This window comes from Chloroflexota bacterium (assembly GCA_023475225.1).
In the GTDB taxonomy this organism is placed as follows: domain Bacteria; phylum Chloroflexota; class UBA6077; order FW602-bin22; family JAMCVK01; genus JAMCVK01.
Map to the genome: position 1 here is coordinate 26,040 of JAMCVK010000050.1, position 17,072 is coordinate 43,111.

Below are 17,072 nucleotides of genomic sequence, written 5' to 3' on the forward strand. Positions count from 1 at the left end.
TTGAACTGGCACCACCCTCATTTCTCTACCTTTAAGACGGTTTGTCCAGGACTGTATCCATCTCAGCGATGGGTGAAGAAGCGTAGGGCTAAAATGATCCTCTCCTCTATAGTCAAGGTGTGATCGTCTGGCAAGGAACGTATGGCCGCCTGGGCCTCTGAAGCGCTATAGCCGAGGTTGGTCAGGGCGGCCAAGATATCCGCATCGGCCGGGGCCACGATGGATAGGGGGGCAGTTAGTCCTTCGGCAGCTACCTTACCCTTCAGCTCTAAGATGATGCGTCCGGCCATTTTACGTCCGATGCCAGGAACGCGGGTCAGAAAATCAGCATTCCCTGAGGCGATGGCTATCTGGAGGTGTGGTACGGGGACGGCCGAAAGGATAGCCGTGGCCGCCTTGGGGCCAACGCCGGAAATGGTGAGCAGCAGCTCGAACATGTGCAGCTCATCCTCTGTGGCGAAGCCATAAAGGGAAAGGTTGTCCTCACGCACATAGAGGTGAGTAAACAGATGTACCGCTTCACCGATGGACCCAATCTCCCGCAGGGTGCTGGTGGGGGCATATATCCGGAAGCTCAGACCGCCGACATTAACAATGGCGTATTCGCCGGTTCGGGTCTCCAGGACACCACGCACGCAGCTGATCAAGAGGCACCTCCGCCTTGTCGTGCTTCTAGCGCAGCCTGCTGCTGTGTGGTATGGAGATGGCAGATGGCCAGAGCCAGGGCATCAGCCGCATCGTCTGGTTGGGGGAGGAAATCCAACCCCAGCAACAGGCGCACCATTTGTTGGATCTGCTCTTTACGAGCCCGCCCATAGCCGACGATAGCCTGCTTGATCTGGAGGGGCGTATATTCGCTCACAGTCAATCCGCAGTTGGCCGCGGCGAGCATCGCTACGCCGCGGGCCTCACCGACGGCCAAGGCGGTGCGGATATTTTTGTTGAAAAAGAGCTCCTCCAGAGCGACCTCATTCGGCTGATAGCGCTGGATCAGCCCCAGCAACTCCTGATAAAGGGTTCGCAGGCGGTTGGCGACAGGGAGAGTAGCTGGTGTAGTGAGGGTGCCATAATCGATCAGGCTCAGTTGCTCTCCCTGGGCCTGCACCAGCCCATAACCCATCGTGGCCGTACCGGGGTCGATTCCCAGTACGATGTGTTTAGCCATAAGTCCAGATGAGGGTTCACGGCTCATTTCTCTCGCGCCCTCAGCTGGCATACTTCGCTAAAGCACTTTCTGCAAAGTCAACGTTGCAATACACACGCTGTACTTCGTCCAGCTCTTCGAGCTTGTCCAGCAGTCTGAGCACTTTCGCCGAGTCGTCTTCATCCAACTGAAGCATCGTCTGGGGGACCAGGGCATTCTCAGCGGCGATGATGGCTATCTTCTGCTCCAGCAGAGTGCGGCGGACCCTCTCCAGATCAGCGGGCTGGGTATAGATTTCAACCACGTTATCCTCTGTCTTGATGTCTTCGGCTCCGGCGTCGATGGCCAACAGGGCCACCTCATCTGTGTCTATTCCCTTTGTCTCTACGGTGATGACACCGCGCGGTTCAAACATCCAGGCGACACAGCCGGACTCACCCAGGTTGCCCCCGCCGCGGGCGAAGACATTGCGAATCTCGGCCGCTGTTCGGTTGCGATTATTGGTCATCGCCTCGACGAGGATGGCCGCTCCGCCTGGTCCGTACCCCTCATAAAAGATCTCCTCAAAGGTGGCTGCCTCCCCTCCACCAAGCCCTCGCTTTATAGCGCGCTCGATGTTCTCATGGGGCATATTTGCTTCCCGAGCCCGCTGAATGGCCAGCCGCAAGCGGAAGTTCGCCTCCGCATCGCCACCACCCTGCTGGGCCGCCAAGGTGATCTCGCGACCGAGCTTGGTGAAAATCTGACCCCTTTTTGCATCAGCAGCGGCCTTTTGGCGCTTTATTTGAGCCCATTTGCTATGTCCAGACATCGTTTTCTCCTCCGTCTTAGCGGCCAGATACGCTCAAGCCAACATCCACCAAGCGATAGTTACACCATAATTATAACATTTAGGCGGAGAGGTTGTCAGATGATGATGGTGAGGGCATTTTGAAAATGAGGAGTGCAGTTGCGGATGCTGGATTAGCCGTCTCCAGATTCGTCCAGTGAGAACTCTCCTCTGGCGACAGCCTCGATGGCTTCGATGATGCGCATATAGCCGGTGCAGCGACAGAGGTTGCCTGAGATGGCTTCTCGGATCATCTGGCGGGAAGGGTTGGGATAACGATCTAGCAGGGCCTTAGCGCTGAGGAGCATGCCTGGGGTACAGTAGCCGCACTGTACAGCTCCATAGCGAACGAAGGACTCCTGCAGAGGATGCAACCTGGTAGCACTACCTAACCCCTCTATCGTCAGGATTGAGCAGCCATCCGCTTGCGCCGCCAGCACCAGGCAGCTATTGACTGCCTGTCCATCAATGAGCACGGTGCAGGCCCCACAATCCCCCTCCTCACAACCTACCTTCGTCCCGCTCAGATGCAACTGCTCCCGGATCACTCTCAGGAGAGTGTCCGTTGGTGAGATCTCAAGAATGTGGCGGTGGCCATTGACGGTGAGCTCGATCTTCATTGGCCTTGTCCTTAAAGTTATTTTCGGAGGAGGCGATTTACAGCCTCGCGCAAGGCTTCCTCTACCAGGGCTGACGTCACTCTCCTCCTGTATTCGGCTGAAGCCCGCACATCGCTGATCGGCGAAGCCTCTGTCGCGGCCATCTGGGCTATCTTTTCTATGGACTCCTTCTCCAGTGGTTTACCTATGGCCCAGTTCTCCGTCCGGCACGCCCGGAGAGGTACCGGAGCTACAGAACCAAGGGCGATGCGTATCTCTGCAATGATGTGGCTTTTGATCTTTACGGCTACGGCGGCGCTGGCGATGGCGATGGCCAGGGCACTGCGCTGTCCCAGTTTGACGAAACGGCTGCCCCATCCATCGCCCAGGAGAGGAAGGATGACGGCGGTAAGGAGCTCCACGGGTCGCCGGTCGGTCCGTTTTGGACCTCTTAGGAATTCTCTTAACGCTATTTCCCGTGAACCGCTCAGGCTGCATAAACGCACATTGGCGTTATGTACCAGGAGGGCAGGAAGGGTATCCCCAGCGGGCGAGGCTGTGACGATATTGCCTCCCAGGGTGGCTCTATTCCTGATCAATGGTGAGCCGACGGTGGCGGCTGCCTCGGCCAAAAGCGGCGCCGAGCGACGTATCGCCTCTGTGTAGCAGAGGTCGGTCATCGTCAGGGTCGCACTGAGGGTCAAAGACGAATCCCGGCGTTCGATTCCTCGTAAGGCCCCTATCCGGGAGATATCAAGGATCACCTTCGGGCGGATCAACTCCCGCCGCAAGGAAACGACCAGATCGGTGCCTCCGCTGACGATGGCGCAGTCCTCCCCATATTCGGCCAACGTCTTAAGGGCCTGTTCCGAAGAGGTAGCCTGAATGAATTCCATCATACCCTGATGTTGATAATGCGGTGTTGGACGACATCAACAAGTCCCCTATCCGTGATGCCTAGCTCGGGCACGGTGGGCAGAGAGATGAAGGAGAGCGTCATAAAGGGGGCCGGCAATTGACAACCGAGCTCGGCCGCCGCCTGGTTCAAGCGCTGGGATTGCGCTATCACTGTTTCTGCCTCTTGATCGCTCATCAAACCGGCCAGCGGTAAAGGTAAAGAGGCCAGGACCTTTCCTTTCTTCACCACGACGAAACCACCCTGCATTTCCACCAGGGCGTTGATGGCTGCAGCCAGGTCCTCGTCGTCGCAACCGACGGCGATCAAATTATGGTGGTCGTGGGCTACCGAAGAAGCCAACACCCCCTTCCTTAAACCGAAACCTCTGACAAAGGCGATGGCCACGTTGCCATTCTTTCCATAACGCTCAACGACAACAAGCTTCAGCACATCCTTCTCAGGCGAGGGCCGTACGGCCCCACCCCGTACGGGTAAGGTGGCTCTCTCTTCCCTGTTGATGATCTGGTCGGGGTAGAGAGCGATTACCCGCACGTCGGCCTCTGTGCCATCGCTGGGGAGGATAAAGCTCTGGGGAGTTATCGGGCGCAGCAGTTTGACTGTGTTCCGTAGCCAGGACGGATAAGCAGAGGGCGCTAATGGCCTCACCAGACGGCCGTCTTTGGCTACCACCCGTCCATCAACCAGCACATAGCCTGGTTTCAGGTCCCTCAGATTCTCTACCAGAACGATATCGGCCAGTCTCCCTGGGGTGATGGAGCCGATCAGGTCAGCGAGACGGAAGTGCTCGGCAATATTGAGGGTAGCCATCTGGATGGCCTTGGTTGGTGGAACCCCTTCCTTGATGGCCTTCTTGACGTTATAGCTGATGTGTCCCTCGCTGCTTATATCGCTAGCGTGTTTGTCATCGGTACAGAAGATCAGGTGGCGGTAATCGAAATGGCCCTCTTGCACCCCTCTAAGGAGGGCGCTCAAGTTTCGTTCCGTGCTCCCTTCGCGAACCATTATCCGCAGTCCCAGGCGCAGCCGTTCGATCAGCGACTCAGCGGTGACGCACTCATGGTCGTCGGCGATGCCGGCGGCCGTATAGGCGTTGAGTCGTGATCCCTTCAGTCCGATGGCGTGCCCGTTGACGATCTTCCTGAGGGAGCGAGCTGCCTCTATCTTTCCGAGGTACTCCTCCTGAGGAGGAATGATCTTCGTGGGATCCATCTCCCCCAGGCTGACTGCTTCTTTCCAGCATAGCATCTCCTGCACCTCAGACAGCCCCAGGCTTGCTCCTGTAGTTTCCAGGGCAGGAGCGGTCGGCACCCGAGAAGGAACCTCAAGAAACAGGCGTAGAGGGACTCCTTGGACACCGGCCAGGAGGGCACGCACACCCTCAAGTCCAGCCACGTTAGCTATCTCCATAGGATCGATGAAGATGGCCGTTGTCCCCTGGGGCACAATCAGGCTGGCTAGCGCCTCAAGGGTTAACATCGTCGCCTCGATGTGCACGTGAGCGTCCATGAGGCCAGGAATGGCGTATAAGCCGGCGCAATCAAGTGTTTCCATTGCTGGCAACGGCTCATCCGAGCAGATGCTGGCGATATACCTCCCCTTTATGGCGATATTCGTCTGATATATCTCCTCGGAGTAAACGTTGACTAAGCGGCAGTTTTTCAAAAGCAGATCACAGGGCACCTCACCAAGGGCTGCCCTGACCACGTCGGCTATCATTGGCATAAGTTCTCCTCTTGAAGGGCAATGAAAAGCGCCTCAGCCGTCATGGGCAGGGACTGCAGGCGTACCCCGGTGGCATCCTTTATGGCGTTGGCGATGGCTGCAGCGGTAGCCACTGTTCCTATTTCGCCCAAGCCTTTGGCGCCGAAGGGTCCAGTAGGCTCCTCTCCCTCCACAAAGATGGCCTGCACCTCCGGGGCATCGATGGAGGTCGGGATGATGTATTCTGAGAGATTAATGACCCAGCCCTCCCCCTTGCGCCGAACCTCCTCATACAGGGCATAGCCGACGCCCATCAACACGCCACCCTCTATTTGTCCAGCAGCAGTGGCAGGGTTGATGATGCGGCCCGCCTCATGGATAGCGCTGATTTCTCTTACGATCACCTTCCCCGTCCGCGGGGCGACCTCGACAACGGCCACCTGGGTGCCATAACTATAAACGACGTGGGGAAGGCCGATTCCGAATGTGTCCTTTGTCTCAGCTGGATAGGGAAAGGTAAAATGCCCTATCCCCGAGACCGAGCGCCCCTCACGTTGAGCTGCGTGCACGATTTCCTCACTGGAGAGGCGTTGCTCAGGGGCAGTCGTCTTCCAGACGACGCCTGCTGTGTAGGTCAGCCCTTCTTGCTGTACCCTGAGTATCCTGGAGGCTTCAGCCAGCAAGTTCGCTTTGGCCTCACGTGCGGCCAGGAGAACGGCTGAGCCCTGGACGTAGGTCAATCGTGAGGCTGAGGCCGTGCCAGCCTTTGGCGTCTGCGCCGTATCAGCCACGATCACGTTTATTTCGTCGTAGTCCAGGCCCAGCTCTTCGGCCGCTATCTGGATCATCGCCGTAACCGAGCCTTGCCCCATCTCTGAGCCTCCCAAGCATAACTGTACCCCGCCCTTCGCCGACCAGTCGATCCTGGCTGTGGCCTCATCCGGGATACCGAAGCCAAAGCCCGTCGTCATTACGGAGCAGGCCAGACCGAACCCGTAGCGTTTACCATCGACTCTGCTCTTCTCCTTATAGCGAGCTGCCAATCGCCTTCGCTCACGCTCAGCCATCTCCAGGCAGGCAGCGAGTCCGACCTCATGTTTCAACCGAATACCGGTAGAAGTGGTATCTCCCTTCCGCCAGATGTTCCTTTGGCGAATCTCCAGAGGATCGATACTCAACCTCTCGGCCAGCATATCAATGATGCTCTCACAAGCGAAATTGACCTGCGGGACACCAAAGCCGCGCATGGCCCCGGCGATGAGGCAGTTCGTGTAAACGCAATAGGTATCCACGGCGATGTGGGGGATATGATAGGGCCCACTAGCCATCTCCGCCATAAGGGCGACGATGCCTGGACCGAAGGAGGCGTAAGCGCCGGTATTGGCGAAGATGGTCGCTTGCAGAGCTGTCAGACGCCCTTGAGTTGTGGCCCCAACTTTGTAATAGAGGGTGGCAGCGTGTCGCTTGGGATGTGAGAGAACAGATTCCTCTCTAGTGTTGACGAAACGAACCGGCCTGCGGGTCTGGTAAGCTGCCAGAGCGGCCATTATCTGTAAGGCGATATCGTCCTTACCTCCGAAGGAGCCGCCGATAGCCGGGTTGATCACCCGAATTTGTTCCAGGGGCAGGTTCAGTGCTTGAGCGATCTGCTCTTGGTCCTTGAAGGGGTTCTGGGAGGGGGCCCAAACAGTGATCTGATCATTATTACAGATAGCCACAGCCACCTCTGGCTCCAGGTAGGCGTGGTCAACTGTTTGCGTTCGAAAGGTGGCTTCGAGGACGAGGTCGGCTGTGGCGAACCCTGCGTTGATGTCCCCGACATGGATCTGGCGGTGGGAGAGGAGATTACCGTCTGAGTGTACTAGAGGGGCGTCCTCCCGCAGGGCTATCTCGGGGTCGAAGACGGCTGGTTGCATCTGGTATGAGACCTTGATCCGTTTGAGTGCCTGGCGGGCGATCTCCTCAGTCCTGGCCACGATGACAGCTATCGCTTCACCCTGGAATCTAACCTTCTCGAAGGCTAGAATCGGCTGGTCTGGAACCATCACTCCAAAAGCGTTCCGCCCTAGTATATCTGAGGCAGTGAGGACAGCCACAACTCCTGGACAGGCCCTCGCCCCAGAGAGATCTATGGAAAGGAGATGGGCGTGATCGTGAGGCGAGCGTAAAACCGCCCCGTATAACATGCCCTCAAACCAGAGATCGCCAGCGTATTTTGCTTCTCCCTGAACCTTTGGTCCGGCATCCCATCGTGCTATTGGTTTAGCGATCGCCCGATAAGGGCTGGTGGTCGTAGTCATAGACGACTCCGTTATTTCTCAGGCTGGTATATGAATTATTCTCCTCCCCTTCGATAGGGCAGGGTAAAGGCGCTAGGAAATTCGGCCCGGCGCGAGACGCCGATCAGGACAAGTATAGTTAAGAGATAGGGCAGGGCCAATAGTATCTCACTCCGGATGGGGACGCCCATGGCCTGGAGCCCGAGCTGGAGAGCATCGGCTCCACCAAACAGTAGGGCTGCACCTAGCGCTCGGTATGGGTTCCAACGACTGAAGATGACAACAGCTATGGCGATAAAACCACGACCTGAAGTCATTTGGGGTAAGAAGGTGTTCAAATAACCCAGGCTCAAAAAGGCTCCCCCAATTCCGGCCAGAGCGCCCCCGATAGCCAGGCTGAGGTAGCGGATGTAATATACGTTGATGCCTCGCGTATCGGCTGCAGCGGGGTTCTCGCCTACAGCACGCACTTTGAGTCCGAAGGTTGTCTTAAAGAGGATAATGGAGGTGACGATAACCAGCAGAAATGATATATAGACAAGGATATTATGTCGAAAGAGGACCGGGCCGAGCACAGACAGCTCGCTCAGCACAGGGAAAGAGAGGTCTGGAAAAGGCTGGATTGTCGGTGGTAACCGATGGATGCCAACTATCTCCCGGAAAAGGAGGGTAGAAAGACCTGTACCCAGAATAGTCACGCCGATACCGGCCACAACCTGGTTAGCCCCTACGGTGACGACCATGAAGGCCATCACCAGCCCCATGATGATACCAGCCAGCATACCTGATAATACGCCGAGCCAGAGGTTACCAGTATAAAGCGTACCGATGAACCCTCCAAGGGCTCCCATCAACATAGTCCCCTCCAGCCCCAGGTTAAGGATACCAGCCTGTTCGGTAATTATCTCACCGAGGGCGGCATAGAGTATTGGTGCGGCTAATCTGATGCTAGCCGCCAGAAGCCCAACAGCGAAGCTCAAGGTGAGGAGCTTATCCAGCAACAGCAGACCTCCGGAGAGTGAAAATGGTCCTGGCCAGAACGAAGAGAATGACTAAACCCTGAATGACACTGACGACAGCGAAGGGGGCGTCCACTGCTCGTTCCATAGCGTTACCCCCAACGACCAAAGCAGCAAATAAGAATGAGGCTAAGGCTATCCCTAGGGGGTGTAATCCCCCGAGAAGGGCGATGACCATCCCTAGATAGCCGTAGCCACCTGAGATCTCATCGAGCAGACGATGGTGAATACCGAATATCTCCCCCCAACCAGCGATACCAGAGAGACCTCCGGAGAGGAGCATAACAAAAATGATGTTCCAAGATACATCGATACCTGCATATTTGGCTACCACTCGGCTTCCCCCCACAATTTCGGTGCGAAAGCCCAGCGTCGTCCGCCAAAAGAGAATCAGGACCACCATCAGAAAGAGGGCCAAGATGAAGGCTACATTAAGACGTGTGCCGGGTATAATTTTAATCAGATGAAGGGATGCTGGGAGAAGACGAGATTGGGGGAAATTAAACCCGTGAGGATCCATCATTGGTCCTCGTACGAGGTAGCCGAGGAAATAGATGGCGACATAATTTAACATCAGCGTGGTGATGACCTCGTTGACCTCAAGTTTAGCCCGCAGGATACCGGGGACTAAGCCCCAAACGGCGCCTCCTACGAAGCCGGCTACAAGGGTGAGGGGCAAAAGGACGAGCGGTGGCAGGCCAGCCAGCGTGAGCCCTACCCACGTAGAAAGGATGGCTCCCATAACCAGCTGTCCCTCCGGTCCAATCGTCCAGATCTCGGCCCTGTAAGGAATGGATACCGCCAGGCCCACGATAAGGAGAGGAGTCATCTTGACCAGCGTCTCGGCCATCCTATCAGTGCTGCCGAAGGCCCCGCTTAACATGGCCAGATAAGCCTGCACGGGGTCGTTGCCACCTATGGCCAATAGGACTGCCCCTATAACCAAAGCGCAGGCTACGGACAGGAAGGGTGGAAGGGCTCCTTTAAAGATACCGCCACCTAGCCGTGTCAACTTTGTTTGGCTCGCTACACTCAAGGCTGAATCTCCTCAGAGGGGTATTATTGGTGTCTCACACCGGCCATCATCAATCCAATCTCCTCCATATCAGCGTGCTCAGCCGGAATGATGCCTATAATCTCACCTTCATACATGACGGCAATCCTATCGCTGAGGGTCAAAACCTCTTCCAGATCGGCTGATATAAGGAGAATAGCCATGCCAGCCTCCCTCTGCTTGATCAACTGTTGGTGAACGTATTCCGTTGCTCCAACATCCAGTCCCCGCGTGGGTTGGTCGGCCACCAGGAAATTGGACGTTATCGTTAACTCTCGGCCCAATATCAGCTTCTGCTGATTACCACCTGAAAGGAACCTGACTGGTGTGTTATTCCCCGGGGTTCTGATATCGAAATTCTTGATTACTCGATCGGCAAACTGATTGATCGTGCCAAAGCTAAGCAAACCATTTTGAGAGAAAGGGCGTTGATTGAAGCTCTTCAAGACAACGTTGCGACCCACACTGAGATTTAGCAGCAAACCGGTCTTTTGTCTATCTTCAGGTATATGTCCTACTCCCTGGGCGATGTATTCTCTAGGGGAGAGGTTGATCATGTCCCGATCGTTGATCCTCAGGCGGCCAGATTCGACCCGGCGCATACCCGTGAGGGCTTCCGCCATCTCTGCCTGACCATTGCCATCTACACCAGCAATTCCTAGGATTTCGCCAGCGTGAATAGAAAACGAAACATTGTTCACAGCCACCAACCCCCGATCGTTCCGGACCTTTAATCTCTCCACCTCGACCACCGTCTCCCCATCGCTGGTACGCCTTTCGGGCTTGGCGAAGGTTAGCTCGTGTCCGACCATCATTCTGGCCAATTCCCTTTTATTCGTAGCTGAGGTCTCAATGGTCGCTACAACCCTGCCAGCCCGGAGTACGGTGATACGGTCAGTAATGGCCATTATCTCACTCAGCTTATGGCTGATGAAGATGACCGCCTTACCCTCGGTGGCCATGGTCTCCAACATCTTGAACAATTCCGTTGTTTCCTGGGGGGTCAGGACAGCCGTTGGCTCGTCCAGGATCAATATCTCAGCGCCGCGGTAAAGAGCGCTCAGGATCTCCACTCTTTGTTGCTGTCCAACAGATAGCTGCCCAACACGGGCCACTGGATCAACCTTAAGCCCATACCGTTCAGCTAAGGAGCGGACCTGCTCTTTGGCAAGCTCTGAGTCCAGGAAGGGGCCCCTGGAGGAAGGCAAGCCCAGGATGATGTTCTCGGTGACAGTGAAGGGTCGCACCAGCATGAAGTGCTGGTGAATCATACCAATCCCTAACTGAATAGCATCCAAGGGTGATCTGAGGCGAACGTCCTGTCCTCCGACAGCAATCTTCCCCTCGTCTGGGTGATATAGGCCATACAGTATGTTCATAAGCGTGGTCTTGCCGGCCCCGTTCTCACCGAGCAAGCCGTGGACCTCGCCGCCCTTTATCGTCAGGTCGATATGATCGTTAGCCAGGATACCGGGGAACCTTTTAACGATCCCCCGCATTTCCACAATTGGGGTAGGGTCGTTCAATAGACTCTTCCATCCTTCTACTAAGGGCTGAACTGAAGGAGCCAGGAGGGCTCCTTCAGTTCAGCCGGGTTGGGGTACCTATTGCTTGAACTCGGGGATCTTGATCTTGCCGGAGATGATGTCCTCCCTGGCCTGTTCCACTTTACTGATGACGTCCTTGCCCACCAGCTTCTCGTTGAACGGTGAGAGAACGAGCCCCTTATTCTTCAGCGTAAGCCAGTAATGCTTGTTGCCAAATGTGCCCGCCTTGATATCATCGATCATCTCGGCGAAGCTGATAGACCAGTCGTACGCTACGCTGGTCACCGCTTGGTCTGGAGCCAAAGGACGCTGATCCATCACCACCCCGATGACTTTAGTGTTCCTCTCTTTAGCTCCCTGGACGACGCCCAGTCCGACACCGTCGCCGGTAGTCCAGAGGACATCGGCGCCAGAATCGATCATGCGCAGGGCAGCCTCCTTGGCCTTGGCCGTATCCCTGAAGTCGCCAGTGTAGACCTCCATTATATCAATATTGGGCTTGGTCTGCTTGGCAGCATACTTATAAGCCTCTTGCCCACGATGAATCTCAGAGACGTCCACCCCACCAATCACACCAATCTTGTTTGACTTCGTCAGACTGGCGGCGAGGACGCCAGCTAGGTAGCCACCTTCCTCCAGCTTAACGTCATATACACCGACGTTTGGAGCCAATTTGTAGCCTGTGCCAAGGGCGAAGTGAACCTTGGGGAACTCGGCGGCAACTTTAATGATCGGCTCCTGGAACTGAAAGCCGTGCCCAATCACCAAATCATAACCACGCTGCGCATAGTCTCGCAGGGCTGGTTCTATGTCGGTTACATTATAAACATTCTCGACATAGCTCATCTCCATAGCCGCCCCCATCTGGTTCTTTAGCTTGCGCAACCCCTCATAGGCGGCCTGGTTCCAGGAGAGGTCATCGATACGGCCAGGGAGGATCAGAGCCACCTTAAGTGGTTTAGTCCCACTCGCCGCCTTGGTTGCGGTAGGGGTTGGGGTACTGGCAGACGTGCAACTGCTAAGGAGTAGCGAGGTTATCATCAGAAACAGGACAAGCCAAGATAGATATCGTCCTTTCATATTGTTCCTCCTAATTGTATTTGTTATCGCCTTGTTCGGGTCATCCCCCTCATGGTCGAAAGTCGGTAACCAGTTCCACTTATCGTCCAGTTCACAACATAGCTTCACCCCCAGAATGATAGTTAGCAAACGATGGTTAGACCTTAGTGCGCACGACCTTAAAGCGAAGGAGTTTAGGAGCGTAGAACTCCTCAGAGTAGAGGATAGCGATATCGTTCTCGTTAAAGCCGACCTCTTCGAATATTTGAATCGGTGTGCCTGAGGGACACTGGAAAATCTCCGCCAGCCTATCCCTGGCTACCTCGGGTATTATCTCCGTTATTTCGTAACTGACCGTCTCCCCACAGACCTGTTCTAAGAAGGTGAAGATGGGCTCCTTCAGCTGGGCTAGATCATACTCTCGACGGACGATGGCCGTGGGAACCCTATCTATGCAATAGATGGCCGGAACACCGTCGGCCAACCAGACCTTCTCTGTCTTCAATACTTCGGCTTCTGGGGGTAGCTCCAGCCTTTCGGTCACTTTGGGGCTCGCCTTCTCTATGGCCAGCTCAAGCAGGATCACCTCTGGCTTATAGCTGTTGTCGAGAAGCAGGTCCCAGAACTCCTTCTCTATATCGAGGCGGGCCGCGATCTTAAGCACCTTACGGTTGATGAACGTTCCTACCCCTGGTCGTCGTATAACGAAGCCAGCCTTCTCCAGGGAGGTGAGGGCATCCCTAACAGATGGCCGACTGACCCCTAATTCCCTGGCGATGGCCTCCTCAGCCGGCAAACGATCCTGCGCTCTGTAGCGTCCCTCTCTTATCTCGTGGAACAGGAACTCCTTAATGCGATCTGGCAAGGGTTCAGTCACAAAGGTGTAGTTCATCGCTCGATGCCTTCCGGTAAGACGTCTTACTGCAAGAATAATACAAGTTGCCCCTCTTGTCAAGATCGCTGTTCTCTACTAATATGATCTTGGACTCATTCCTAATGTTGAGGGTGCCTGTGAAATCCCTAAGTCTGCTCCTCCTGATTTTGCTGACAATTGCCGGCATTCTCTCGCTTGGGCTTTTCTCTGCCGGGGCATGCAAATTCTTGGGACGGGAACCTGCCCTCGTTTATGCCCAGGGCGAATTGGGCAGCTTCATCGCTATGGTCAAGCTCAGTGGTACGCGGGGGCAGACCAACTTTGGCAGCAACATCTATATGATGCCAGGCGGGGGCGGCCAGGCTGTGCAGATCACCCCGTTTACGGCACCCATCCTGGCTTTCGACCCGGCCTGGTCAGCGGATAGAACCAGGGTAGCCTTCTCCTCCAACTATGATGCGGCCCTCACCCTCGCCGAAAGGAATATTATGGTTATGGATGCGGGGAGGGACTAACATGCGGATGATCACGGGGTTCTACGTCGCGCCCCAAGCCCCTGGGCCAACGGGCATCATCCAGGGTCGGGTGGTGCAGGCGGATGGCCGCCCTCCCACCAGTGCCGTGGTCTTCGCTCAGGGATGTCAGAACTCCACCACGACCGACGCCATAACGGGTGAGTTCACCCTGACTGGTGTGCCTTTAAGTGCCTTATGGGTGCGGGCGCAAGGCGACTCCACGAGCTGGGGTGGTCATATCGGCCCGGGCTTGGTGCAGGGCTATACGAGCGTCCAAGCCCAAAATGGGGTCTTTCCTCAGGTCACCATCACCGTCGGACCGGAGGGGCAGAAGTTTGAGACCCCGTCCTGGTCTCCTGATGGTACCAGGCTGGCTATCATGCAGAGCATATGGAGCAAAACCTGGGATGGCTCCAAGTGGGTCGTTAATTCTGCCCCGACTGTGCGGGTGATCGACCTAAACAATAACATCCTGGCCACAATGCAGGTGTCGGCCGGCGATACGGTATGGACCCCCGATTGGTCACCCCTCGAGGATAAGATCGTTTGCTTTGTGACCGGAACGAACTGGGGTCATATCGGAATCTGGGTATTCAATGCCGATGGAACTGGAGGACAGCAGATACTGGCCGACCCTTACGGTCTGTTTTACTCCTATTACGATTTATATCCCACCTGGTCACCTGATGGCCGGAGGATCGCCTTTGGACGCCTATGTATGCCTGCCTCGGCCGATTTCACCGCGGCCTTCTCCGATATCTACGTCATTAACGCCGATGGCAGTAACGCCGTAAAACTGACCCGAAGTAATCCAGGCACAGATGCAGAGAGGCCACGCTGGTCGCCGGACGGTAGCCAAATCGTTTATCAGGTTGGAGAGGGAGGAATAACCCAGGAACGGAACAACTATAACCTCTGGGTGATGAACGCTGATGGCACGAATCCCAGGGCGCTGACCACTGATAACGTGAGTGGCCACCCGGCCTGGGGAGGGGCAAACATTATCGATGATGTTCATCCTCTCGTCCAGTACGATGGCGCCTGGAACCGCGGAGCCCTCGGCATAGGTGCCACGGCCAACATACGAGATACTCTCCACTATACCAGTCAGGCCGGAGCGAGCGCCACCTTCGCCTTTGCCGGTACACAGATACGATATGTCGCCCAGAAAGGTCCTAACCGAGGAATAGCCAAGATCTACCTTGATGACAAAGAGGTTGGACTGGTAGACCTCTATAGTAGTACAGTTGCCGATGCGCAGAGGGTTTATGAGAACGATCAACTGAACTATGGTCGGCATACCATCAAGGTGGTATGCAGCGGAACCAAGTCTGCAAACTCGACTGGTACCATCGTCACCCTGGATGCCTTCGAGCTGGGCACGACCCAGGTGCCTCAGTCGACGGAACATAAAACCTACCTGCCCCTTGTATTTAGGGATTACCAATATTAGGAGGACAACGATGAGAACAGCTATGAGCATCGCTGGCTCAGACTCAGGGGCAGGCGCCGGCATCCAGGCCGACTTGAAGACGTTCGCCGCCTGCGGTGTTTATGGCACAACCGTCATTACGGCCATCACCGCTCAGAACACCATGGCTATAACATCCGTCCTGGAGCTTTCTCCCGACCTTGTGGCAGCTCAAATTGAGGCCATAGTAGGTGATATTGGGGCTGATGCGGTGAAGACCGGTATGCTGGGGAATGCCAGCATCATAGAGGTGGTAGCGGCCAAGATCGAGGAACACCGGCTAACCAATCTGGTGGTGGATCCGGTGTTGGTCGCCAAGACCGGCGACCAACTCCTCCAGGAGGAAGCCGTCGCCACTCTGTGTGAGCAATTGATTCCCCTGGCGCTTGTTCTTACACCCAACCTGTCTGAAGCGGCCGTGCTGGTGGGCAGGGAGCTGCACACTCGGAATGATAGGCGCTGGGCAGCAAAAGAACTGATATCTATGGGGGCGAAGAACGTGGTCATTAAGGGTGGGCATGATCCGAAGCAGGCCAACGATCTATTCTACAATGGTAGAGAGTTCCGCGAATACCGAGCCAGGCGCATCCAGACACAGCACACCCACGGCACTGGCTGCGTCTTCGCCGCGGCCATAGCTGCCTCCTTGGCGAAGGGAGCCGAGGTTGAGCAGGCTGTAGCTATAGCCAAGAAATTTATTACGAAAGCTATCGAGTATGCTCTCCCTCTTGGTCACGGACAAGGGCCGGTCGACCCCTGCTATAAATTCTGGCCCCGAGGTCAAAGATCATAGACCATTCACTTGGGGCATCTGACGAAGGTCAGTCGAATCGCAGGTAGGCGAGAAACCCACCGTCGATGACTATGGTTGCACCCTGAATGTACCCACACTCGTCTGAGGCCAGAAAAACGGCGAGCGCGGCCACCTCCTCTACCCGGCCTGTCCGTGCCAGAGGGACATTTTTGGCGATCATGTTTCGATAGGTCTCATTGGCGAGGCGGAGGGCCGTCTTTTCAGTGCTGATGGTGCCTGGGGCTATGGCGTTCACGAGGATGCCATAGGGCGAAAGATCTACAGCCATGGCCATGGTTAACAGCGGAATTGCCCCTTTCGCTGCTACGTAATGCGCCGCATTCTTCTGCGCCCTAAAGCTATTAATGGACCCTATGTTGATGATCCTTCCCTTGATCTGTTGTTTGACCATCAGCCTCCCGACGGCCTGGGCGCAGAGGAAAGTCCCCGTTAGATTAACATCTAGGAAATGTTGCCAGAGTTCCAGGGGCATATCGAGAATCGACCCGTTCACCCCGCTGACACCGGCATTGTTTACCAAGATGTCGACGCGACCATAGCGCTGCTGGCAGGCTTCGACCATGGCAGCGACCTGTTCCGGTTTGGTAATGTCCGTCGGCACGAAAGAGGCTTTGCCCCCGGCTTCCTCGATCTCGTGGACGGTCCGGGCAGCCGATTCAGGATCGCGCTGGGCGATCAATACAGCGGCCCCTTCAGCAGCAAAGCGTCGGGAGATGCCCCGGCCTATCCCTCTGCCGCCGCCGGTGATAATTGCCACCTTGTCATCCAGCTTCATGACGAACCTCCAAAATTCTAAGGATTGCTCTGCACTTTTCGCAACTAGACATCAACCCGCCTGGACGATGTCTGTGTATCTGGAAAGGTGGGGGCCAGCGCAGGTGGAGGAGCGGCAGCGAAGATGAACACCAGGGGCTCTGTGCCATTGTTCTCGATGTTGTGTCTGGCACCTGGCGGGATGAAGAGTGCGGTTCCCGGTTCCAGAGAGATGGCTTCCTCCTCTACGTAGAAGATGCCTCGCCCAGAAACAACATATACGGCCTCTTCAAAGTTATGAATCTTAGCCCAGGTGACCGATCCCGGGTTGTAGACGGAGGTGCCGAGGATCATATTCTTGGTCCCTGCCCGCTCCGGTGTCAACAAGTCACTTACACGGCCATCTCCTCGATGCATGTAGTTCGTTGTATCCAGGAGGCGCGGGCGCACATCAGCAAGCCGCACCGCCCGACCCCTTAGTTCTTCCCTCGCCAT

17 protein-coding genes are annotated in these 17,072 nt (G+C 55.8%); 3 read left to right on the plus strand and 14 right to left on the minus strand.

Going from position 1 to position 17,072, the window contains the following annotated elements; translation table 11 throughout:
• Positions 1-62 precede the first annotated feature (62 nt).
• The 12 genes from ruvA to M1136_12650 all read right to left on the minus strand — a co-directional run bounded on the left by ruvA (position 63) and on the right by M1136_12650 (position 13,042).
• Positions 63-647, minus strand: a complete 585-nt coding sequence (gene ruvA / locus M1136_12595) for a Holliday junction branch migration protein RuvA (GenBank protein MCL5076462.1) — start codon at positions 645-647, stop codon at positions 63-65.
• Positions 644-1,192, minus strand: coding sequence for a crossover junction endodeoxyribonuclease RuvC (gene ruvC, locus M1136_12600; protein ID MCL5076463.1), 549 nt, complete (start codon positions 1,190-1,192; stop codon positions 644-646). The genes ruvA and ruvC overlap by 4 nt, the downstream gene beginning before the upstream one ends.
• A 13-nt stretch (positions 1,193-1,205) precedes the next feature.
• Complete coding sequence (locus M1136_12605; protein ID MCL5076464.1) at positions 1,206-1,955, minus strand: YebC/PmpR family DNA-binding transcriptional regulator; 750 nt, start codon at positions 1,953-1,955, stop codon at positions 1,206-1,208.
• Positions 1,956-2,107: 152 nt separating this feature from the next.
• Entirely contained in the window at positions 2,108-2,593 is a 486-nt protein-coding gene (locus tag M1136_12610) for a (2Fe-2S)-binding protein (protein ID MCL5076465.1), read from the minus strand.
• 17 nt (positions 2,594-2,610) lie between these two features.
• Positions 2,611-3,471, minus strand: coding sequence for a xanthine dehydrogenase family protein subunit M (locus M1136_12615; GenBank protein ID MCL5076466.1), 861 nt, complete (start codon positions 3,469-3,471; stop codon positions 2,611-2,613).
• On the minus strand, positions 3,468-5,213 hold the full coding sequence (gene ade / locus M1136_12620) for an adenine deaminase (GenBank protein ID MCL5076467.1): 1,746 nt from the start codon (positions 5,211-5,213) through the stop codon (positions 3,468-3,470). The genes M1136_12615 and ade overlap by 4 nt, the downstream gene beginning before the upstream one ends.
• The gene (locus M1136_12625; GenBank protein MCL5076468.1) at positions 5,204-7,492 is read right to left on the minus strand and encodes a xanthine dehydrogenase family protein molybdopterin-binding subunit; all 2,289 of its coding nucleotides are present in this window, start codon (positions 7,490-7,492) and stop codon (positions 5,204-5,206) included. Before M1136_12625 ends, ade begins: the two co-directional genes overlap by 10 nt.
• 35 nt (positions 7,493-7,527) lie before the next feature.
• Positions 7,528-8,472, minus strand: coding sequence for an ABC transporter permease (locus tag M1136_12630; GenBank protein MCL5076469.1), 945 nt, complete (start codon positions 8,470-8,472; stop codon positions 7,528-7,530).
• The gene (locus M1136_12635) at positions 8,462-9,526 is read right to left on the minus strand and encodes an ABC transporter permease (GenBank protein ID MCL5076470.1); all 1,065 of its coding nucleotides are present in this window, start codon (positions 9,524-9,526) and stop codon (positions 8,462-8,464) included. The genes M1136_12630 and M1136_12635 overlap by 11 nt, the downstream gene beginning before the upstream one ends.
• A 23-nt stretch (positions 9,527-9,549) precedes the next feature.
• Positions 9,550-11,043 carry an ABC transporter ATP-binding protein gene (locus M1136_12640; GenBank protein ID MCL5076471.1) on the minus strand — a complete coding sequence of 498 codons (1,494 nt, stop codon included), beginning with the start codon at positions 11,041-11,043 and terminating at the stop codon, positions 9,550-9,552.
• A gap of 105 nt (positions 11,044-11,148) precedes the next feature.
• Positions 11,149-12,171 (minus strand): BMP family protein, encoded by a 1,023-nt coding sequence (locus tag M1136_12645; GenBank protein ID MCL5076472.1) that lies wholly within the window; start codon positions 12,169-12,171, stop codon positions 11,149-11,151.
• Between the two features lie 136 nt (positions 12,172-12,307).
• Complete coding sequence (locus M1136_12650) at positions 12,308-13,042, minus strand: GntR family transcriptional regulator (protein ID MCL5076473.1); 735 nt, start codon at positions 13,040-13,042, stop codon at positions 12,308-12,310.
• Between the two features lie 119 nt (positions 13,043-13,161).
• On the opposite strand from M1136_12650, the gene M1136_12655 reads away from it, so the two are divergent.
• From M1136_12655 to thiD, 3 genes are read left to right on the plus strand one after another with little or no spacing between them, the layout of a single operon-like run.
• Positions 13,162-13,539 carry a hypothetical protein gene (locus tag M1136_12655; GenBank protein MCL5076474.1) on the plus strand — a complete coding sequence of 126 codons (378 nt, stop codon included), beginning with the start codon at positions 13,162-13,164 and terminating at the stop codon, positions 13,537-13,539.
• A 1-nt stretch (position 13,540) separates the two neighbouring features.
• Complete coding sequence (locus M1136_12660; GenBank protein MCL5076475.1) at positions 13,541-14,992, plus strand: hypothetical protein; 1,452 nt, start codon at positions 13,541-13,543, stop codon at positions 14,990-14,992.
• Between the two features lie 10 nt (positions 14,993-15,002).
• A complete protein-coding gene (thiD, locus tag M1136_12665; GenBank protein MCL5076476.1) occupies positions 15,003-15,803 on the plus strand; it encodes a bifunctional hydroxymethylpyrimidine kinase/phosphomethylpyrimidine kinase in 801 nt (266 codons plus the stop codon).
• 28 nt (positions 15,804-15,831) lie between these two features.
• Here thiD and M1136_12670 read toward each other — a convergent pair whose 3' ends face one another.
• Together M1136_12670 and M1136_12675 are read right to left on the minus strand one after the other, a co-directional pair.
• A complete protein-coding gene (locus M1136_12670) occupies positions 15,832-16,599 on the minus strand; it encodes a glucose 1-dehydrogenase (protein MCL5076477.1) in 768 nt (255 codons plus the stop codon).
• A gap of 44 nt (positions 16,600-16,643) precedes the next feature.
• Complete coding sequence (locus M1136_12675; GenBank protein ID MCL5076478.1) at positions 16,644-17,072, minus strand: cupin domain-containing protein; 429 nt, start codon at positions 17,070-17,072, stop codon at positions 16,644-16,646.